We start from the raw sequence: 19,714 nt of genomic DNA, 5'->3' as shown, positions 1-19,714 counted from the left end.
ATGCAAGGCGCGATGATACGTCAGCAGCAACCCGTTACCGGCCGTAGCAAGCCGGTGCCGCGTGGTGCCAGCCGGCTGGTGGCCGACGAGCCCGTATCGGCGCGCCTGCCGCGGCCAAGCCTGGGTGGTCTCAAGCGCCTGCTGTGGCCGGTGCTGCTGGTGGCGGCCGGGTTTGGCGCCTACGAGGGCGCCATTCGCCTGATGCCCTACGCCGACCGGCCGATCACCAAGATCGACGTGCAGGGCGACCTCAGCTACATCAGCCAGCAGTCGGTGCAGCAGCGTATCGCGCCCTACGTGGCAGCGAGCTTCTTCAGTGTCGACCTGCCGGCGATGCGCGCAGAGCTCGAGCAGATGCCGTGGATCGCCCACGCCGAAGTGCGCCGGGTGTGGCCCGACGAGGTGGTGATCCGCCTGGAAGAACAGTTGCCGGTGGCGCGCTGGGGTGACGAAGCCTTGCTCAACAACCAGGGCCAGGCTTTCACCCCGCGCGAACTGGCCAACTACGAGCACCTGCCGCAGCTGGCCGGGCCGCAGCGTGCTCAGCAACAAGTGATGCAGCAGTATCAGGTATTGAGCCAGATGCTGCGCCCCCTGGGCTTTTCCATCGCTCGCCTGGAGCTGCGCGAGCGAGGCAGCTGGTTCCTGACCACGGGCGCGAGCAGCGCCGGGCCAGGCATCGAGCTGCTGCTGGGGCGCGACCATCTGGTGGAGAAGATGCGCCGTTTCATTGCCATTTACGACAAGACACTCAAAGACCAGATCAGCACTATCGCCCGCATTGATCTGCGTTACTCCAACGGACTTGCCGTTGGTTGGCGGGAACCGATTGCACCGACGACGGCCCAACCCGCCGTTGCGAAGAATTAGAGAGAGGCAGGACCATGGCAAACGCGCATAGCGGCAAAATGATCGTCGGGCTGGACATCGGCACCTCCAAGGTGGTGGCGCTGGTGGGTGAAGTGGGCGAGGACGGCACCCTGGAAATCGTCGGGATCGGTACCCATCCGTCCCGCGGCCTGAAAAAAGGCGTGGTGGTGAACATCGAGTCCACCGTGCAGTCGATCCAGCGCGCGGTGGAAGAAGCGCAGCTGATGGCCGGCTGCCGCATCCACTCGGCCTTCGTCGGCGTAGCCGGCAACCACATCCGCAGCCTGAACTCCCACGGCATCGTCGCCATCCGCGACCGCGAGGTCAGCCTGGCCGACCTGGAGCGCGTACTCGACGCCGCCCAGGCCGTTGCCATCCCGGCTGACCAGCGCGTGCTGCACACCCTGCCGCAGGACTACGTGATCGACAACCAGGAGGGCGTGCGCGAGCCGCTGGGCATGTCTGGCGTACGTCTGGAAGCCAAGGTCCACGTGGTCACCTGCGCGGTCAACGCGGCGCAGAACATCGAAAAATGCGTACGCCGCTGCGGCCTGGAAATCGACGACATCATCCTCGAGCAGCTGGCCTCGGCCTACTCGGTGCTGACCGACGATGAAAAAGAGCTGGGCGTGTGCCTGGTGGACATCGGTGGTGGCACCACCGACATCGCCATTTTCACCGAGGGCGCGATCCGTCACACCGCGGTGATCCCGATTGCCGGCGACCAGGTGACCAACGACATCGCCATGGCCCTGCGTACCCCGACCCAGTACGCCGAAGAAATCAAGATCCGCTACGCCTGCGCCCTGGCCAAACTGGCTGGCGCTGGCGAGACCATCAAGGTGCCAAGCGTGGGTGATCGCCCACCGCGCGAACTGTCGCGCCAGGCCCTGGCCGAGGTGGTGGAGCCACGTTACGACGAGCTCTTCACCCTGATCCAGGCCGAACTGCGCCGCAGCGGCTACGAGGACCTGGTGCCGGCCGGCATCGTCCTCACCGGCGGCACCGCCAAGATGGAAGGCGCCGTGGAACTGGCCGAGGAAATCTTCCACATGCCGGTACGCCTGGGCGTGCCGCACAGCGTTCGGGGGCTCAGCGACGTGGTTCGCAACCCGATCTATTCCACCGGCGTGGGCTTGCTCACCTACGGCCTGCAGAAGCAGACCGAAGACCTGCCCCTGACCGGTAACAGCAGCAGCAACAGCTATGGCGATGAACCGAAGGCTCCAGTGCTTGAACGCTTCAAGCGCTGGGTCCAGGGCAATTTCTAAGTTTCAAAGCAGTAGTGGTAGGCGCGACAACTAGAGAACTGTAAGGAGAGGGAAAATGTTCGAGCTCGTAGACAACGTCCCGCAAAGCCCGGTCATCAAAGTGATCGGTGTTGGCGGTGGTGGCGGCAACGCCGTCAACCACATGGTCAAGAGCAGCATCGAAGGCGTGGAATTCATCTGCGCCAACACCGATGCCCAGGCGCTGAAGAACATCGGCGCGCGCACCATCCTGCAATTGGGCACTGGCGTGACCAAGGGCCTGGGTGCCGGTGCCAATCCGGAAGTCGGCCGCCAGGCCGCGCTGGAAGACCGTGAGCGCATCGCTGAAGTGCTGCAGGGCACCAACATGGTGTTCATCACCACTGGCATGGGCGGCGGTACCGGTACCGGTGCAGCGCCGATCATCGCCGAAGTGGCCAAGGAAATGGGCATTCTCACCGTTGCCGTGGTGACCCGTCCGTTCCCGTTCGAAGGCCGCAAGCGCATGCAGATCGCCGATGAAGGCATCCGCATGCTGGCCGAAAGCGTCGACTCGTTGATCACCATCCCCAACGAGAAGCTGCTGACCATCCTGGGCAAGGATGCCAGCCTGCTGTCCGCCTTCGCCAAGGCCGACGACGTACTGGCCGGTGCCGTGCGCGGTATCTCCGATATCATCAAGCGCCCGGGCATGATCAACGTCGACTTCGCCGACGTGCGTACCGTGATGGGTGAAATGGGCATGGCCATGATGGGTACTGGCTGCGCCAGCGGCCCGAACCGTGCGCGTGAAGCCACCGAGGCAGCGATCCGCAACCCGCTGCTGGAAGACGTCAACCTGCAGGGCGCCCGCGGCATCCTGGTGAACATCACCGCAGGCCCTGACCTGTCGCTGGGTGAGTACTCCGACGTGGGTAGCATCATCGAAGCCTTCGCCTCCGACCACGCCATGGTCAAGGTCGGTACCGTGATCGACCCGGACATGCGTGACGAGCTGCACGTGACCGTAGTGGCCACCGGCCTGGGCGCGCGCATCGAGAAGCCTGTGAAGGTGGTCGACAATACCCTGCAGACTGCCCAGCAGGTGTACGAGGCTTCCAACCCGGCGCCGGTTCGCCAGGAGCAGCCTGCGGTCAACTACCGTGACCTGGAGCGCCCGACCGTAATGCGCAACCAGGCCCATGCAGGTGCTGCTGCAGCCGCTAAACTGAACCCTCAGGATGACCTGGACTACCTCGATATCCCGGCATTCCTGCGTCGTCAGGCTGATTAATGGAATTTATCAGGGGTATAAAGGTGATTGGTATTCATCAAAGGTTGGGTCTGTTATCATCCCCAGCCTTTGTTGATACCTGTTCGCAATTTGCGCTGAAGCGGCCAATGCCATGATTAAACAACGCACCCTGAAGAATACCATCCGTGCCACAGGTGTCGGTCTGCACTCCGGGGAGAAGGTTTACCTGACCCTCAAGCCTGCACCTGTTGACACCGGCATCGTCTTCCGCCGCGCCGACCTCGACCCTGTGGTCGAAATCCCGGCGCGCGCGGCCAACGTCGGCGAGACAACCATGTCGACGACGCTGGTCAACGGTGACGTCAAGGTCGATACGGTCGAGCACCTGCTCTCCGCCATGGCGGGCCTGGGCATCGATAACGCCTACGTCGAGCTCTCCGCCTCGGAAGTGCCGATCATGGATGGCAGCGCCGGACCCTTTGTATTTCTGATTCAGTCTGCCGGCCTGGAAGAACAGGACGCAGCCAAGAAGTTCATCCGCATCCTGCGTGAGGTAACCGTGGAAGAGGGCGACAAGCGCGCCACTTTCCTGCCTTTCGACGGTTTCAAGGTGAGCTTCGAGATCGACTTCGATCATCCGGTCCTCAAGGGCCAGACCCAGAGTGCGGTCGTCGACTTCTCCAGCACCTCGTTCGTGAAGGAAGTCAGCCGCGCCCGTACCTTCGGTTTCATGCGTGACATCGAGTACCTGCGCAAGCACAACCTTGCGCTGGGTGGCAGTGTCGAGAACGCCATCGTGGTCGACGAGACCGGTGTGCTCAACGAAGACGGCCTTCGTTCCGATGACGAATTCGTCAAGCACAAGATCCTCGACGCCATTGGCGACCTTTACCTGCTGGGCAACAGCCTGATCGGCGAGTTCAAGGGCTACAAGTCCGGCCACGCGCTGAACAACCAGCTGTTGCGCAAGCTGATTGCCGAAACCGATGCCTGGGAAGTGGTCACCTTCGAAGATGCCAGCACGGCACCGATCTCGTACATGCGCCCTGTTGCGGCCGTGTAAGTTCGAACACTCTCTAGTTCATTAAGGCCACCTTCGGGTGGCCTTTTTTATGGCTGACGCATGTTGCCGGGCAGGTCCGGCCATTCGCGGGCACGCCCGCTCCCACAGGTCCTGCGCCGCTCCAGAGGCAGTGGGCACCCTGTGGGAGCGGGCGTGCCCGCGAATGGACTGCGCAGCAGTCCTGAAGGTGTCAGCGCTTGTCCTGGGCGTGAGCTGCCAGCCTTTCCAGCGCTGCGCGCAGCTTGGGGTCAGTGATGCCCTCGGCGGTATCGCGCAGGCTCTCGGCTGCGTTATTGGACAGTTCCGCAGCATGGCCACCACGCTTGGCTGGCACCAGCGGGGGCTGGACCTTGTACAGGATGCGCCTGAGATTGGCGAATGCCTCCATGGCCTGTAATGCCGACATCAGGCGTTTCTGCTGATAGCGCAGGCGGGTTGCCCAGTGGCCGTCGGTTACCACCAGCAACAATGTGCCATCGCGCCACGACGCCACATGGCAGTGCTCGCGGGCGGCTGGTTGCAGCTGGCTTTCCAGCAGGCGCTGCAGGTGCTCCAGGCGTTCGGCCTGGTTCAGCAGCAGGCGCAGCGGGCGGACCTGGCGGAGCAGGGCCGAGGGCGGCTGGGCGGGGGAGGGTTTGTAGGCCATGGGTATGTGCATGAGGTTACAAGATCGGCAGTTTAACACCTCTTGTAGCCTGCACCGGCCTCTTCGCGGGCTTGCCCGCTCCCACAGGTATTTCGCAACACTTGAGACCTGTGGTGATCCTGTGGGAGCGGGCAAGCCCGCGAAGAGGCCCGTGCAGGCAACCAAAGACAAGACTCATTCTCGATACGTTTCATCTTCCCGAACCTTGAACTCAGGGAAAATGCCCCTATCTAAAACAAGCCCCCGCCAAAACGCTGTACAAGCATCGTGGAAATCCACCACTTTCCTCACCATCGTTTCCGGGTAGAATGCTCGTTCGCATGCGGCCTCAGGGCTGCACGGGCGACTCATGGGGCCGCCCTCCATCCCTACGTGTGGAAGATCCTGCCGATATGTTTGCGCCTTTGTTAAAGAAACTTTTTGGAAGCAAGAACGAGCGTGAAGTCAAACGCATGCTCAAGACGGTGAACATCGTCAATGCTCTCGAAGAGAAGATGGTGGCCCTCTCCGACGAGCAACTGCGGGGCAAGACCGCAGAGTTCAAGGAGCGCCTGGCCAAAGGCGAGACACTGGACCAGTTGCTGCCTGAAGCCTTCGCCGTGGCCCGTGAGGCCGGCAAGCGCGTGATGGGCATGCGCCACTTCGACGTGCAGCTGATCGGTGGCATGACCCTGCACGAGGGCATGATCGCAGAAATGCGTACCGGTGAAGGCAAGACCTTGGTCGGTACCCTGGCCGTGTACCTCAACGCATTGTCCGGCAAGGGCGTGCACGTGGTTACCGTCAACGACTACCTGGCCCGCCGCGACGCCAACTGGATGCGCCCGCTTTACGAGTTCCTCGGCCTGTCGGTCGGCATCGTCTCGGCCTTCCAGCCGCCGGAAGAAAAGCGCGCCGCCTACGCGTCCGACATCACCTACGGCACCAACAACGAATTCGGTTTCGACTACCTGCGCGACAACATGGCGTTCAGCCAGGACGAGAAGTTCCAGCGTGAACTGAACTTCGCCGTGATCGACGAAGTCGACTCCATCCTCATCGACGAAGCGCGTACCCCGCTGATCATCTCCGGTCAGGCCGAGGACAGCTCCAAGCTGTACATCGAGATCAACCGTCTGATCCCGCGCCTTACCCAGCACATCGAAGAGGTCGAAGGCCAGGTCACCCAGGAAGGCCACTTCACCATCGACGAGAAGAGCCGTCAGGTCGAGCTGAACGAAGCCGGTCACCAATTCATCGAAGAGATGCTCACCCAGTCCGGCCTGCTGGCCGAGGGCGAGAGCCTGTACTCGGCGCATAACCTGAGCCTGCTGACCCACGTCTACGCCGGCCTGCGCGCGCACAAGCTGTTCCACCGCAACATCGAATACATCGTCCAGGACGGCCAGGTCCTGCTGATCGACGAGCACACCGGCCGTACCATGCCGGGCCGTCGTCTGTCCGAAGGCCTGCACCAGGCCATCGAAGCCAAAGAGAACCTGAACATTCAGGCCGAGAGCCAGACCCTGGCTTCGACCACCTTCCAGAACTACTTCCGCCTGTACACCAAGCTGTCCGGCATGACCGGTACCGCCGACACCGAAGCGTTCGAGTTCCAGTCGATCTACGGGCTCAACGTGATGGTCATTCCGCCGAACAAGCCGTTGGCGCGTAAAGACTTCAACGACCTGGTGTACCTGACCGCCGACGAGAAATACGCCGCGATCATCGCCGACATCAAGGAAAGCATGAAGCAGGGCCGCCCGGTGCTGGTGGGTACTGCGACCATCGAAACCTCCGAGCACATGTCCAACCTCCTGAAGAAGGAAGGTATCGACCACAAGGTGCTCAACGCCAAGTACCACGAGAAGGAAGCCGAGATCATCGCGCAAGCCGGTGCGCCAGGTGCCCTGACCATCGCCACCAACATGGCCGGCCGTGGTACCGACATCCTGCTGGGCGGTAACTGGGAAGCCGAAGTGGCTGCCCTGGAAAACCCGACCGCCGAGCAGATCGCCCAGATCAAGGCCGACTGGCAGAAGCGTCACCAGCAGGTGATCGAGACGGGTGGCCTGCACGTGATCGCTTCCGAGCGCCACGAATCGCGCCGTATCGACAACCAGCTGCGTGGCCGTTCCGGCCGTCAGGGCGACCCGGGCTCCAGCCGCTTCTACCTGTCGCTGGAAGACAGCCTGATGCGTATCTTCGCCTCTGACCGGGTGAAGAACTTCATGAAGGCGCTGGGCATGCAGTCCGGCGAGGCCATCGAGCACCGCATGGTCACCAACGCCATCGAGAAGGCCCAGCGCAAGGTCGAAGGCCGCAACTTCGACATCCGCAAGCAGTTGCTGGAATACGACGACGTGGCCAACGAGCAGCGCAAGGTGATCTACCACATGCGCAACAGCCTGCTGGCCGCCGAGAACATTGGCGACACCATCGTCGAATTCCGCAAGGAAGTACTGGACGCTACCATCAGCCAGCACATTCCGCCGCAGTCGCTGCCAGAGCAGTGGGACGTGGCCGGTCTGGAAGCTTCGCTTGCAAGCGATTTCGCCATGAAGCTGCCGATCCAGCAGTGGCTCGACGAGGACGATCACCTCTACGAAGAGACCCTGCGCGAGAAGCTGCTGAACGAAATCACCACCGCGTACACCGAGAAGGAAGACCAGGCCGGTATCGAAGCCCTGCGTACCTTCGAGAAGCAGATCCTGCTGCGCGTGCTGGATGACCTGTGGAAAGACCACCTGTCGACCATGGACCACCTGCGTCACGGTATCCACCTGCGTGGTTATGCGCAGAAGAACCCGAAGCAGGAGTACAAGCGCGAATCCTTCAGCCTGTTCCAGGAGCTGCTCGAGTCGATCAAGCGCGACACCATCCGTGTGCTGTCGCACGTTCAGGTACGCCGCGAAGACCCGGTCGAAGAGGAGGCCCGCCTGCGCCGCGAGGCCGAGGAACTGGCCAGCCGCATGCAGTTCCAGCATGCCGCTGCCCCGGGCTTGGAAAGCGAGCAACTGAACGAGGAGGGCGCCGAAGTGGCCGTTGCCTCGGCACCGGTGCGCAACGAGCAGAAGCTGGGCCGCAACGAGCCGTGCTGGTGTGGTTCGGGCAAGAAGTTCAAGCATTGCCACGGGCAGATCGAGTGATCTGACCTGAATTGGGGCCGCGGTGCGGCCCTATCGCGACACAAGGCCGCTCCCACAGGGATAGCGCACAGCCGCAACGCTGCGCCGTCCTATGTGGGAGCGGCCTTGTGTCGCGATGGGGCGCGAAGCGGCCCCGTTTTTCGATATCAACCGTATTTTCTAGGAGCGCTCTAATGGCTGTTGGTCTTGGTCCTTTGCCCACCCTGCACCCGGTTCCGGGTTTTGAACTCGGCATCGCTTCTGCCGGCATCAAGCGCCCGGGGCGCAAGGATGTGGTGGTCATGCGCTGCGCCGAAGGCTCCAGCGTGGCTGGCGTGTTCACCCTCAACGCCTTCTGCGCAGCGCCGGTGATCCTGTCCAAGCAGCGTGTGCAGGGCACCGTGCGCTACCTGCTGACCAACACCGGTAACGCCAACGCCGGCACCGGCGCGCCAGGCCTGGCCGCCGCCGAACGCACCTGCGCCAAGCTGGCCGAGCTGGCCGGCGTACCGGCCGAGTCGGTACTGCCGTTCTCCACCGGCGTAATCGGCGAGCCGCTGCCGGTCGAGAAGATCGAAGGCGCGCTGCAGGCCGCCCTCGACAACCTGTCGGAAAACCACTGGGCCGAAGCCGCCACCGGCATCATGACCACCGACACCCTGCCCAAGGGTGCCAGCCGCCAGTTCCAGCACGATGGCGTGACCGTTACCGTCACCGGCATCAGCAAGGGTGCAGGCATGATTCGCCCGAACATGGCTACCATGCTCGGCTACATCGCCACCGACGCCAAGGTTGCCCCGGCGGTACTCAAGGACCTGATGCTGGACGGTGCCAACAAGTCGTTCAACCGCATCACCATCGATGGCGACACCTCGACCAACGACTGCTGCATGCTGATCGCCACCGGCAAGGCCAACCTGCCGGAAGTCACCGAAGCCAGCGGCGCATTGTTCGAAGCGCTGAAGAAGGCGGTGTTCGAAGTGTGCATGGAAGTGGCTCAGGCCATCGTCCGTGACGGCGAAGGCGCCACCAAGTTCGTTACCGTGCAGGTCAACGGCGGTGGCAACCACCAGGAGTGCCTGGACGTCGGCTACGCCGTGGCCCACTCGCCGCTGATCAAGACTGCGCTGTTCGCTTCCGACCCCAACTGGGGCCGTATCCTCGCCGCCGTTGGCCGTGCCGGTGTACCGGAGCTGGATGTGAGCCTGATCGATGTGTACCTGGACAGCGTGTGCATTGCCAGCAAAGGCGGCCGCAGCCCGAGCTACACCGAAGACCAGGGCGCCAAGGTAATGGCCCAGGAAGAGATCACCATCCGTATCGAGCTGGGCCGTGGCCAGTGCAGCGAAACCATCTGGACCACCGACCTGTCCCACGAGTACGTGAAGATCAACGCCGAGTACCGTACCTGATGTAATTGGGGCCGCGTTGCGGCCCATCGCGACACAAGGCCGCTCCCACAAGGACCTGCGTACATCGCCCCATGTGGGAGCGGCCTTGTGTCGCGAAAGGGCTGCAGAGCAGCCCCAAAATTCCCAAACGATGGAGCCGAACCATGAGCTATCACCTGATCATCGGCGACAAGCTGTATTCCTCCTGGTCGCTGCGTGGCGCCCTGGCCCTCGAGCTGGCTGGCGTGCCTTACGAAGAAACACTGATCAAACTCAACCAGCCTGACACCCGTCAGCGCATCCTCGCCTTCTCTGCTACCGGCAAGGTACCGCTGCTCAAGACCGAGCACGGTGTGATCGCCGATTCGCTGGCCATTGCCGAATACCTCAACGAACGCCACCCCGACGCCCAGCTGTGGCCTGCCGACGTGGCGGCCCGGGCCCAGGCCCGTTCGGCCTGTGCGCAGATGCACAGCGGCTTCTTCGCACTGCGCGGTGCCATGCCGTTCGACCTGTCGCGCGACCAGGCGCTGGACAGCGTGCCGCTGGAGGTTCAAATCGATATCGACCGTATCGTTGCACTGTGGTCCGAATGCCGCCTGGTGGCCAAGGACAGCGGCCCGTTCCTGTTCGGCAAGCCAAGCCTGGCCGATGCCTTCTTTGCCCCGGTGGCCGTACGCCTGCGCACCTACCGCGTGGAAGTGCCTGCGGAGGCGGCGGCCTATATCGAAACCATTTACCATTGGCCGGCCTTCCAGGCCTGGCAGCAGGCTGGCCTGGCGGAGCGTGAAGGGTGAAACGGATTCATGTTGTAGCCGCTGTCATTCGTGGTACTGACGGCCGCATTCTGATCGCACGGCGTGCCGATACCCAGCACCAGGGCGGCCTGTGGGAATTCCCGGGCGGCAAGGTGGAAGAGGGTGAGGGCGTCGAGGCGGCGCTGACCCGCGAGCTGCGCGAGGAGCTGGGCATCGAGGTAAGCCGTTCGCGCGCGCTGATCAAGGTCAGCCACGACTACCCGGACAAGCAGGTGCTGCTGGATGTGCGCGAAGTCGAGGCGTTCACCGGCGAGCCGCATGGCGCCGAGGGTCAGCCGCTGGAATGGGTTGCCCCACGTGATTTGCCCCAGTACGAATTCCCCGAGGCCAATAAACCGATCGTTGCAGCCGCGCGCCTGCCGGACCAGTACCTGATCACCCCCGATGGCCTGGAAGTGCCGCAGATGCTCAAGGGCATCCAGAAGGCGGTGGCCAGCGGCATTCGCCTGATCCAGTTGCGTGCCCCGGACATGTACGACCCCAAGTACCGCGATGTGGCGGTGGATGCGGTCGGCCTGTGCGCGGGCAAGGCGCAGCTGATGCTCAAGGGGCCGCTGGAGTGGCTGGGTGACTTCCCAGCCGCGGGTTGGCACCTGACGGCTGCACAACTGCGCAAGTATGCCGCCAACGGCCGGCCGTTCCCCAAGGAGCGCTGGCTGGCGGCGTCCTGCCACAGTGCCGAAGAGCTGGCGCTGGCGGAGCAGATGGGCGTGGACTTCGTCACCTTGTCGCCGGTGCAGGCGACCCGGACTCACCCTGAGGCGGTGCCGCTGGGGTGGGACGAGGCACAGCGGTTGATTGCCGGGTTCAACAAGCCGGTCTACCTGCTGGGTGGGGTAGGGCCGGGTGAGCGTGAGCAGGCCTGGGAAGCGGGGGCACAGGGTGTGGCCGGGATCCGGGCGTTCTGGCCCGAGGTCTGAGTCGCCTGTAATTGGGGCCGCTTTGCGGCCCATTCGCGGGCTTGCCCGCTCCCACAGGGAACTCCCAAACCCTGAAACCTGTACCGTACCTGTGGGAGCGGGCANNGGGCAAGCCCGCGAAGGGCTGCGCAGCAGCCCCGGCAATCTCAAACCTCCGGCTTTGGTGCTGGCTGCCACAAAACCTCAGCCACCCCCTGCCGCCGCCCAATGATCCGCGCCGCCACGAACAGCAGATCCGAAAGCCGGTTGATATACGCCAACCCAACCCCCGCCAACGGCTCCAGCGCATTCAGCTGCTGGCACCGCCGCTCCGCACTGCGCGCCAGGCTCCGGCACACATGCGCCTGCGCCACCAGCGCCGAGCCACTGGGCAAGATGAAGTTCTTCAACGGCCCCAGCTCTTCATTCCACACATCGATCGCTGCTTCCAGGCGTTCCACTTCCGCCAGGTTCAACGCCTGATAACTGGGCATCGCCAGCTCACCGCCCAGGTCGAACAGGCGGTGCTGACACGGCGCCAATACTGCGCTCACTTCATCCAACCCTTGTTCGGCCAGCCCCGCCAGCAGCAAACCCAGTTGGCTGTTCAGGCTGTCCACCTCGCCAATCGCTTCGATCCGTGGGTGGTCCTTGGGCACCCGACGCCCGTCGCCCAGGCCGGTTTCGCCTTTGTCGCCGGTGCGGGTGTAGATCTTCGACAGGCGGTAACCCATGTCATTTCTCCGTTTTGGCCGGCGCCACCGCTGCCGGCTGGCCGAGGGGCAGGCGCAGGGTGAAGCAGGTACCCTGGCCGGGCGTGGATTGCACTTCCATCTGCCCCTTGTGGTTGTTGGTGATGATGAAGTACGAGACCGACAGGCCCAGCCCGGTGCCCTGGCCGATTTCCTTGGTGGTGAAGAACGGCTCGAAGGTGCGTTTGCGCACCCCCTCGGGCATGCCGACGCCGTTGTCCTCGACCTGGATTTCCGCCCATGGCGGGCTCAAGCGGGTGCGCAGGGTGATGCGCCCGGGCTCGCTCGGCTGCGGCCGCTGGTGGATGGCCTGGGCGGCGTTTTTCAGCAGGTTCAGCAGCACCTGTTCCAATTCGTTGGCCGTGCACGGCACCTGCCCCAGTTCGGGGTCGAACTGGCGCACGATGGCCTGGCCCTTGAAGTCGAAGCCGATGGCCAGGTCGAAGTCGTTGCCGGCAATCTCCACCGCCTGATCGATCAGCGCCGGCAGGTCGCACGGCGCCAACTGGCGGTTGCTGCGGCGGCTGAAACTGAGCATGTGGGTGACGATCTTCGCCGCCCGCGCACCGGCCTGCTGGATGCCGTCGAGCAATAGCGGCACTTCGCGGCTCTCCAGATAGCGGTTGACCGTGGGCAGGTCGATGCCCAGTTCCTCGGCCTGCTCCTGGTTGCGCGGCAGCTCGGGTGACAGGCGCCGGCGGATGTTCTGCACGTTATGCAGGATCGCGCCTAGCGGGTTGTTGATCTCGTGGGCCATGCCGGCGGCCAGGCCGCCGACCGAAAGCATCTTCTCCGATTGCACCATCATTTCCTCCAGCGACAGGCGCTGGGTGATGTCGTCGATACGGATGACCACGCCACGGCCGCCGCCACCGGTCAGCGGGTAGAAGGTCAGGGCGTAGTGGCGCAGGTCGTCGCCCTTGGGCCAGGTGACCCGCTCGATCTTCGCCACCCGGTGCTTTTCCACGGTTTCCTTCAGCTGTGGCAGGAACGGTTTGAGCGGTTCGAAGGCGATGAAGATCGGCTGGTTCAGCGCCTCGTCCAGTGGCGTGCCGGAAAGCACCGTGGCTTCGTGATTCCACTGGGTCACGTAGAGCTGTTCGTCGAGAGCGATCAGCGCCGAAGGCATCGAGTCGATGATGCTGTTGAGGTAATTCTGGAAGCCGGTGAGTTTCTTCTCGATCTTGCTGCGCACCTGGACTTCCAGCTCCAGCTTGCGGTTGGTATGGCGGGTTTCCTCAGCCAGGCCCTGGGCCTGGTCATAGGCCTCCTGGAACTCGTCGCGGGTGCGCTTGAGCTGCTGTTCGCGGGCCTCGATGCGCGAAAGCATGGTGTTGAACGCTTCGGCCAGGCTGCCGATTTCGTCGTCGTTGCCGCGATGCGCACGCAGGGCATAGCTTTCTTCGCGGGTGACCTGGCGGCTGAGTTCTTCGAGCTGGTTGATCGGCTGGGTGATCAGGCGCTTGATCTGCCGGGCGATGACGATCCACAGCAGGATGCTGAACACCAGGATGCCAAGGCTGGCGCTGAGGGTGCCGGTATAGAAAGCCGTGGGCAGTTCGCTGCTGGCCACCAGCAGCAGGTGCGCGGGCGGGTTGGCGTCGCGTGGCATGCGGATCAGCTGGGTGCTGCGAAACTCCATCAGGCGCCAGCCGTCGATGTCGCGAAAACGCCTGGGCAACGCCAGCGGCTCGCCGTGCTGCAGTTGCGCCAGTATGCGGCCATCGCCACCGTAGACGGCGGCGGCGCGCAGCGGCGTGTAGCTGTCCAGTTCCTTGAGCAGGGCGCTGGCGGTGTCCGGGCTGTCGCCGGCGCGGGCCGCCAGCTGCGGGTTGGCCACCAGCCGGCCGATGGTGTGCAGCGCCTGTGGCGCCATGCTTTCCTGGGTGATCCAGTAGGCGGCGCTGATGAAGGTGAGGTTGGCCACCAGCAGGATGGTCACCAGCAACACCAGCAGGGCCGCCAGCAGCTTCTGCCCGACCGGGAGGTTTTCCAGGCGTTGGCGCAAGGTCATGGGCTAGGCAATGTCCATATCCGGTTGAAAGGGCCGCGTCAGTCGCAGGGCAAACCACGCACGCGCAGGTTATCGACCAGGTGCTGCAGCAGGCGTTCCAGCTCTGGCAGCTGCAGGCCATGACGGCCAGCGGCGCGGCAGGCGTGGCCAAGCAGGTAGTGCACCTCGGTGCGCCGGCCAGCGCGTACATCCTGGTACATGGAAGAGTAGTTGGCTGCGGTGGCGAGGATCACCCGCTGTACTTCTTCGTCCAGCCCGTTTGCCGCTTCTGGCTGGCCACAGTGGCGCAGCAGCTGGGCCAGCTCGACGCACAGGGCGTCCACTTCGCCCAGGTGCCCCAGCAGCCCGCCGTTCTGGCAATCGTGCAGCACGGTCAGCGGGTTGATGGCGCAATTGAGCGCCAGCTTGCGCCACAGGCGGGTGAGGATATCCACCGTCCACTCGGCGGGGATGCCGGCCTCGTGCAGGTCATCGAACCAGGTCGGGATCGTCGGATTGCGTGGGTCGCCCAGCCAGTTGAAGCCGTGGCCGGCAAAGCGTACCTGCCAGTCACCCTCGCGGAACGCCCCTTCGGTACTGGAGGCGAAGATGCAGCGCGCGTGGGGCACCAGGTCGGCGACTTCGTCCTGGCTGCCCAGGCCGTTCTGCAGCAGCACCACTTCGGCGCCCTCGGCCAGGCGCGCTGCCACGCCGGCAATGGCCGGGGCAGCGTCGTAGGCCTTGCAGGCCACCAGCAGACGATGGATCGGGCCGTGTGCCTGCGCGGTTTCGGCGGGGATGGCGTAGTGGCGGGGCTGGTCCTGTTCGACCAGGGTAAGGCCGCCGGCCTGCTGGTAGGCCTGCAGCCGTTGCCCGTCACGCAGGATCAGGCGTACTGCCTTGCCTGCGCGCGCCAGGCGGCAAGCCCACAGGCTGCCCAGGCTACCGGCGCCGAGAATATGCCAGGTGCTGCTCATATGCGTTTCGCAACCCGTTATAATGAGCCCGCATTTTAACCGTCAAACCCAGCGCGCTCCATCTTCAGCCTGAGCGCGCTTTTATTTTGGGAGAACAACCATGCCTTCGTTCGACGTGGTATCGGAACTGGACAAGCACGAAGTGCAGAACGCGGTCGACAACGCCATCAAGGACCTGGACCGCCGCTACGACCTCAAGGGCAAGGGTACCTTCGAGTTCAAGGACAAAGAGCAGACCGTGATGCTCACCGCCGAGGAAGAGTTCCAGCTCGAAGCGATGCTGGAAATCCTGCGCCTGGCGCTGGTCAAGCGCAAGATCGACGTGAAGTGCCTGGAAACCAAGGACCCGTACGCCTCGGGCAAGGAAAAGAAACAGGAAGCCAAGTTCCGCGAAGGCATCGACAAGGACCTGGCGAAGAAGATCGTCGCCACCATCAAGGATGCCAAGCTGAAAGTGCAGGCCGCCATCCAGGGCGAACAGGTACGCGTTACCGGTAAAAAGCGTGACGACCTGCAGGAAGCCATTGCCCTGCTGCGTACCAAGGAATTCGACATGCCGTTGCAGTTCAACAACTTCCGCGACTGATGTGGGCACCACCCGGAACCCCGATGGCGAGATGATGTCCATGGGGGCCGGGGCTGCGCAATCGCGCGCGGCCTGTTCTACCGTGTACTTGCCGCTCGGCATCAGGAGATGAATATGGATTTGAACGCTGAAGTCGATCAGCTGGTCCGCCAATCCCAGACCTGGATTCCCTTGATCATGGAATACGGCAGCCGTGTGCTGCTGGCGCTGCTGACCCTGGCGGTCGGCTGGTGGATCATCAACAAGGTCAGCGCCCGCCTGGGCAAGCTGGTTGGCCTGCGCAACGCCGACCTGGCGCTGCAGGGGTTCATCAGCACCCTGTCGAATATCGTGCTGAAGGTGCTGCTGTTCGTCAGCGTGGCGTCGATGATCGGTATCGAGACCACCTCGTTCGTTGCCGCCATCGGTGCCGCGGGCCTGGCCATCGGCCTGGCCTTGCAGGGCAGCCTGGCGAACTTCGCCGGCGGTGTGCTGATCCTGATGTTCCGCCCGTTCCGCATCGGTGACTGGATCGAAGCGCAAGGCGTGGCCGGCACCGTCGACAGCATCCAGATCTTCCACACCGTGCTACGCACCGGTGACAACAAGACCGTGATCATGCCCAACGGCAGCCTGTCCAACGGCATCATCACCAACACCAACCGCCAGCCGACGCGCAAGGTGGTGTTCGATGTGGGCGTGGACTACGAGGCCGACCTGCAGAAGGCCCGCAACGTGTTGCTGGAGCTGGCGCAGGACCCGCGTGTGCTGCCCGACCCTGCGCCGCAGGCGGTGGTCGCGACCCTGGGCGACAGCTCGATCACCGTGTCGTTGCGCTTGTGGACCAAGACTGCCGATTACTGGGATGTGATGTTCATGCTCAACGAGCATGCGCGCGACCGGTTGAAGGCTGAAGGGATCGACATTCCGTTTCCGCAGCGGGTGATTCGCGTGGTGCAGGAGACTGCAGCGCAGTAATACCGCGTTGAAGCCGGGGCCGCTTCGCGCCCCTTCGCGGGCTTGCCCGCTCCCACAGGTCGAGCGCCGGGTTCGAGAGCGGCGCCGAACTTGTGGGAGCGGGCAAGCCCGCGAAGGGGCGCAAAGCGGCCCCAGCTTTTTCTGCCCTGATTACACTTGTTCACAGCAATACCCCGCCATTTCTGGCATATAGCCTGACCCCACCTGCCACACCCGATACGCCATCATGAAACCACTGCTGTACATCACCCCCCTGCGCGCCTTGCTGTTCGGCCTGACCCTGGCTCTGTTCGAGCTGCTCACCTACCTGGCCAGCGACGCCGTCATGCCGGCCATGCCGGTGGTGGTCGGCGACCTGAACGCCAGCCCCGAATACATTCCCCACGCCCTCAACCTGTACCTGCTGGGTGGCGTGGTGCTGCAATGGCTGATCGGCCCGCTGGCCGACCGTTATGGCCGGCGCCCGTTGCTGCTGATCGGCTGCGGGTTCTTCGGCCTGGCCTGCCTGGCCACCTTCTGGGTCCACGACATCGGCCTGTTCAACTTGCTGCGCCTGCTGCAGGGCATCGGCCTGGGTTTTGTGGTCACGGTCAGTTACCCGGCCCTGAATGAAGCCTTCAGCGAAGCGGACGCCGTGCGCATGATGGCCCTGCTGGCCAACATCGCCTTGCTCTCGCCACTGCTTGGGCCGCTGGTGGGCACCTTGCTGCTGCAGTGGCTGGACTGGCGCTGGCTGTTCGTGGCCTTTGCCATCGGCGCGGTTCTGGCCTGGCTGCTGCTTCACCGGCTGATGCCGGAAACCCTGGGCGTGGAACGCCGTGATGGCTCGCGCCTGGAATTCACGCCCATCCACCTGCTGCCGCTGCTGGCCGGCTACGGCCAGTTGCTGGCCAACCGCCGCTTTGTCGCTGGTAGCGCGGCTCTGGGCCTGGTCGGTCTGCCGCTGATTGGCTGGATCGGCCTGTCGCCGGTGCTGCTGATCCACGACGAGGGGCTGAGCACCATGGAGTACGCCTTGTGGCAGTTGCCGGTGTTTGGCGGGCTGATCCTGGGCAACCTGATCATCAACCGCATCGCCGACCGCTATCCGCTGCCGGCGCTGGTGCGGGGTGCGTTGTGGCCATACCTGGCCGGCCTGTGCCTGATGGTGCTGGCGACCTGGTACTGGCCGAGCGTGACCAGCGTGGTGGCGGGCATGTCGCTGTACGCATTGGGGTTGGGCGTGGCCAACGCGGTGCTGTATCGCATGACGCTGTTCGCCAGCGAGCAGAGCAAGGGCCTGGTCTCGGCCATGCTGGGAATGATCACCATCGCCTTGCTGGGGTTGGGTGGGGCGGTGCTGGCGATGATTGGCGCCGGGGCCAGCTTGCTGCACTTTGCCCTGGCGGCAGGCGTGGCGGGGGCCTTGGCGCTGTGGCCGCTGTGGTTTGTGGTGGGTGGAAGGCCTGGGGAAGGGGCTGTCACTCAATAATCTTTGATTACCTGTACCGGCCTCTTCGCGGGCTTGCCCGCTCCCACAGGGACTGCACAGCTCTCAAGGGCAGTGCTTTACCTGTGGGAGCGGGCAAGCCCGCGAAGAGGCCAGTACAGGCAATACAAATCTGTCAGGGCCGCTCAGCCGCCGAACCTTCCTCTGCCACCGGTTTGCCCGGCCCGGCCTCCTGGCGCCACTGCAGGGCAATCAGGATCAAGGTCGGCACGCCCAGCAGGGCAGTGATCAGGAAGAAGTCGTGGTAACCGAACTTCTCCACCATCACCCCCGAATAACCCCCGATCAGCCTTGGCAACAGCAGCATGATCGAACTGAGCAACGCGTACTGGGTAGCCGAGAACTTCAGGTTGGTCAGGCTCGACAGGTAGGCGACGAAGGCCGAGGTGGCCATGCCGGAGCTGAAGTTGTCCAGCGAGATGGTCACCACCAGCATCTGCAGGTTCGGGCCCATGTCGGCCAGCATCAGGAACAGGATGTTGGTGCCCGCCGAGGCCACACCGCCGATGAACAGGATCGGCATGATGCCGAAGCGCACGATCAGCAGGCCACCAACCCCGGCGCCGACCAGGGTCATGATCAGGCCGAAGATCTTGCTGACGCTGGCGATCTGGTCCTTGGTGAAGCCCATGTCGATGTAGAACACGTTGGCCATCACGCCCATCACCGTGTCCGACATGCGATAGGTGGCGATCAGGCCGAGCAGCAGCAGGGCCTGCCAGCGGTAGCGGGCGATGAAGTCGTTGACCGGGGTCAGCACCGGGGCCAGGCCGCGACGGCCCAGGCTCGACAGGCACGCCCAGGTCAGCAGCACGTAGAGGATCAGGCGCAGGAAGGCGCGGTCTTCCAGCAGCAGGTCCAGTGGCGTGGCATCACCGGAGATGACGCTGGACCAGCCGGTATTGAACATCTGGGTGAAGCTGGCCGGTACCGAAACCAGCAGGATGATCAGCACGAACACCGAGGCCAGCTGGTGCACCAGCCCATAGCGCGCTGCCGACAGCTGGGTACGCATGGGTACGGGCGGTTCGCGCATGATCAGGGTGGTGAACACGGCGGGCAGCATCATCACCGCGAACATGACGTAGGTGCCGGCCCAGGCCTTGTGCAGGTAGCTGAAACCGGTGGAGCCGAACCACTCGGCGAAGAACAGTGCACCAGCCGTGGCCAGCAGGGCCGCCACGCGGTAACCGGCCATGTAGCTGGCAGCGAGCGCAGCCTGGCGCTGGTCGTCGGCGATTTCCAGGCGGTAGGCATCGACGGCGATGTCCTGGGTAGCGGAGGCGAAGGCCACCAGCACCGCCAGGGCGATCAGCCATGACAGGTGCTGCTGCGGATCGCACAGGCTCATGCCGACCAGCCCGACCACCACCAGCGCCTGCGACAGCAGCAGCCACGAACGCCGACGCCCCAGGCTGCCGAGCAGCGGCAGGCGCCATTGGTCGAGCAGCGGCGACCACACCCACTTGAAGGCGTAGGCCAGGCCGATCAGGCTGGCGTAACCAATGGTCTCGCGGGCCACGCCAGCTTCGCGCAACCACACCGAAAGGGTGGAGAACACCAGCATGTAAGGCAGACCGGCAGCGAAGCCGAGCAGCAAAAGTACCAAGGTTGACGGGCTGGCATAGGCAGCAAGCGCAGCGCGCCAGGTTTTACGGGGCATGGGCCAACATCTGCCTCAA

The 19,714-nt window shown here is 63.8% G+C and carries 16 protein-coding genes; 11 read left to right on the top strand and 5 right to left on the bottom strand.

What is annotated here, in order from left to right:
- From B2790_RS13030 to lpxC, 4 genes are all read left to right on the top strand, one after another.
- Positions 1–870, top strand: coding sequence for a cell division protein FtsQ/DivIB (locus B2790_RS13030; protein WP_025340544.1), 870 nt, complete (start codon positions 1–3; stop codon positions 868–870).
- A 14-nt stretch (positions 871–884) separates the two neighbouring features.
- Positions 885–2,141 (top strand): cell division protein FtsA, encoded by a 1,257-nt coding sequence (ftsA, locus tag B2790_RS13025; RefSeq protein ID WP_051098537.1) that lies wholly within the window; start codon positions 885–887, stop codon positions 2,139–2,141.
- 55 nt (positions 2,142–2,196) lie between these two features.
- Positions 2,197–3,393, top strand: a complete 1,197-nt coding sequence (gene ftsZ / locus B2790_RS13020) for a cell division protein FtsZ (protein WP_003260772.1) — start codon at positions 2,197–2,199, stop codon at positions 3,391–3,393.
- A 112-nt stretch (positions 3,394–3,505) separates the two neighbouring features.
- Positions 3,506–4,417, top strand: coding sequence for a UDP-3-O-acyl-N-acetylglucosamine deacetylase (gene lpxC / locus B2790_RS13015; RefSeq protein WP_003260771.1), 912 nt, complete (start codon positions 3,506–3,508; stop codon positions 4,415–4,417).
- Between the two features lie 190 nt (positions 4,418–4,607).
- On the opposite strand, the gene B2790_RS13010 is transcribed toward lpxC, so the two are convergent.
- A complete protein-coding gene (locus B2790_RS13010) occupies positions 4,608–5,063 on the bottom strand; it encodes a DUF721 domain-containing protein (protein ID WP_085614293.1) in 456 nt (151 codons plus the stop codon).
- Positions 5,064–5,455: 392 nt separating this feature from the next.
- On the opposite strand from B2790_RS13010, the gene secA reads away from it, so the two are divergent.
- The 4 genes from secA (at position 5,456) to B2790_RS12990 (ending at position 11,299) form a co-directional block, all read left to right on the top strand.
- On the top strand, positions 5,456–8,191 hold the full coding sequence (secA, locus tag B2790_RS13005; protein ID WP_075046258.1) for a preprotein translocase subunit SecA: 2,736 nt from the start codon (positions 5,456–5,458) through the stop codon (positions 8,189–8,191).
- Between the two features lie 173 nt (positions 8,192–8,364).
- Positions 8,365–9,582 carry a bifunctional glutamate N-acetyltransferase/amino-acid acetyltransferase ArgJ gene (argJ, locus tag B2790_RS13000; protein ID WP_023662147.1) on the top strand — a complete coding sequence of 406 codons (1,218 nt, stop codon included), beginning with the start codon at positions 8,365–8,367 and terminating at the stop codon, positions 9,580–9,582.
- 143 nt (positions 9,583–9,725) lie between these two features.
- Positions 9,726–10,358, top strand: coding sequence for a glutathione S-transferase family protein (locus B2790_RS12995; RefSeq protein ID WP_025340541.1), 633 nt, complete (start codon positions 9,726–9,728; stop codon positions 10,356–10,358).
- Entirely contained in the window at positions 10,355–11,299 is a 945-nt protein-coding gene (locus B2790_RS12990) for a Nudix family hydrolase (protein ID WP_286918959.1), read from the top strand. Before B2790_RS12995 ends, B2790_RS12990 begins: the two co-directional genes overlap by 4 nt.
- Before the next feature lie 146 nt (positions 11,300–11,445).
- Here B2790_RS12990 and B2790_RS12985 read toward each other — a convergent pair whose 3' ends face one another.
- Genes B2790_RS12985 through B2790_RS12975 form a run of 3 tightly spaced genes read right to left on the bottom strand, consistent with a single transcriptional unit; the run spans position 11,446 to position 15,000 of the window.
- Positions 11,446–12,012 carry a cob(I)yrinic acid a,c-diamide adenosyltransferase gene (locus B2790_RS12985; protein ID WP_286918958.1) on the bottom strand — a complete coding sequence of 189 codons (567 nt, stop codon included), beginning with the start codon at positions 12,010–12,012 and terminating at the stop codon, positions 11,446–11,448.
- A gap of 1 nt (position 12,013) precedes the next feature.
- Entirely contained in the window at positions 12,014–14,044 is a 2,031-nt protein-coding gene (locus tag B2790_RS12980) for a sensor histidine kinase (RefSeq protein ID WP_085592119.1), read from the bottom strand.
- A gap of 38 nt (positions 14,045–14,082) precedes the next feature.
- Positions 14,083–15,000, bottom strand: a complete 918-nt coding sequence (locus tag B2790_RS12975) for a putative 2-dehydropantoate 2-reductase (protein ID WP_286918957.1) — start codon at positions 14,998–15,000, stop codon at positions 14,083–14,085.
- Positions 15,001–15,100: 100 nt separating this feature from the next.
- Between B2790_RS12975 and B2790_RS12970 the strand changes: the two genes are divergently transcribed.
- From B2790_RS12970 to B2790_RS12960, 3 genes are all read left to right on the top strand, one after another.
- Entirely contained in the window at positions 15,101–15,586 is a 486-nt protein-coding gene (locus B2790_RS12970) for a YajQ family cyclic di-GMP-binding protein (protein ID WP_013974099.1), read from the top strand.
- A gap of 114 nt (positions 15,587–15,700) precedes the next feature.
- Positions 15,701–16,543 carry a mechanosensitive ion channel family protein gene (locus B2790_RS12965; protein WP_015271698.1) on the top strand — a complete coding sequence of 281 codons (843 nt, stop codon included), beginning with the start codon at positions 15,701–15,703 and terminating at the stop codon, positions 16,541–16,543.
- 226 nt (positions 16,544–16,769) lie between these two features.
- Entirely contained in the window at positions 16,770–18,014 is a 1,245-nt protein-coding gene (locus tag B2790_RS12960; protein WP_274120370.1) for an MFS transporter, read from the top strand.
- A gap of 133 nt (positions 18,015–18,147) precedes the next feature.
- Here the strand turns inward: B2790_RS12960 and B2790_RS12955 are convergent, their stop codons facing one another.
- A complete protein-coding gene (locus B2790_RS12955) occupies positions 18,148–19,695 on the bottom strand; it encodes an AmpG family muropeptide MFS transporter (RefSeq protein WP_025340534.1) in 1,548 nt (515 codons plus the stop codon).
- Positions 19,696–19,714: the final 19 nt, after the last annotated feature.

Origin of the sequence: Pseudomonas sp. UBA6753, assembly GCF_002453565.1 — a bacterium.
In the GTDB taxonomy this organism is placed as follows: Bacteria; Pseudomonadota; Gammaproteobacteria; order Pseudomonadales; family Pseudomonadaceae; genus Aquipseudomonas; species Aquipseudomonas putida_Z.
This window is presented reverse-complemented; position numbering and strand designations above follow the sequence as displayed.

Coding starts and splice junctions, on each gene's coding strand:
- B2790_RS13030 (WP_025340544.1), top strand. CDS start 1: ATGCAAGGCGCGATGATACGTCAGCAGCAACCCGTTACCGGCCGTAGC.
- ftsA (WP_051098537.1), top strand. CDS start 885: ATGGCAAACGCGCATAGCGGCAAAATGATCGTCGGGCTGGACATCGGC.
- ftsZ (WP_003260772.1), top strand. CDS start 2,197: ATGTTCGAGCTCGTAGACAACGTCCCGCAAAGCCCGGTCATCAAAGTG.
- lpxC (WP_003260771.1), top strand. CDS start 3,506: ATGATTAAACAACGCACCCTGAAGAATACCATCCGTGCCACAGGTGTC.
- B2790_RS13010 (WP_085614293.1), bottom strand. CDS start 5,063: ATGGCCTACAAACCCTCCCCCGCCCAGCCGCCCTCGGCCCTGCTCCGC.
- secA (WP_075046258.1), top strand. CDS start 5,456: ATGTTTGCGCCTTTGTTAAAGAAACTTTTTGGAAGCAAGAACGAGCGT.
- argJ (WP_023662147.1), top strand. CDS start 8,365: ATGGCTGTTGGTCTTGGTCCTTTGCCCACCCTGCACCCGGTTCCGGGT.
- B2790_RS12995 (WP_025340541.1), top strand. CDS start 9,726: ATGAGCTATCACCTGATCATCGGCGACAAGCTGTATTCCTCCTGGTCG.
- B2790_RS12985 (WP_286918958.1), bottom strand. CDS start 12,012: ATGGGTTACCGCCTGTCGAAGATCTACACCCGCACCGGCGACAAAGGC.
- B2790_RS12980 (WP_085592119.1), bottom strand. CDS start 14,044: ATGACCTTGCGCCAACGCCTGGAAAACCTCCCGGTCGGGCAGAAGCTG.
- B2790_RS12975 (WP_286918957.1), bottom strand. CDS start 15,000: ATGAGCAGCACCTGGCATATTCTCGGCGCCGGTAGCCTGGGCAGCCTG.
- B2790_RS12970 (WP_013974099.1), top strand. CDS start 15,101: ATGCCTTCGTTCGACGTGGTATCGGAACTGGACAAGCACGAAGTGCAG.
- B2790_RS12965 (WP_015271698.1), top strand. CDS start 15,701: ATGGATTTGAACGCTGAAGTCGATCAGCTGGTCCGCCAATCCCAGACC.
- B2790_RS12960 (WP_274120370.1), top strand. CDS start 16,770: ATGAAACCACTGCTGTACATCACCCCCCTGCGCGCCTTGCTGTTCGGC.
- B2790_RS12955 (WP_025340534.1), bottom strand. CDS start 19,695: ATGCCCCGTAAAACCTGGCGCGCTGCGCTTGCTGCCTATGCCAGCCCG.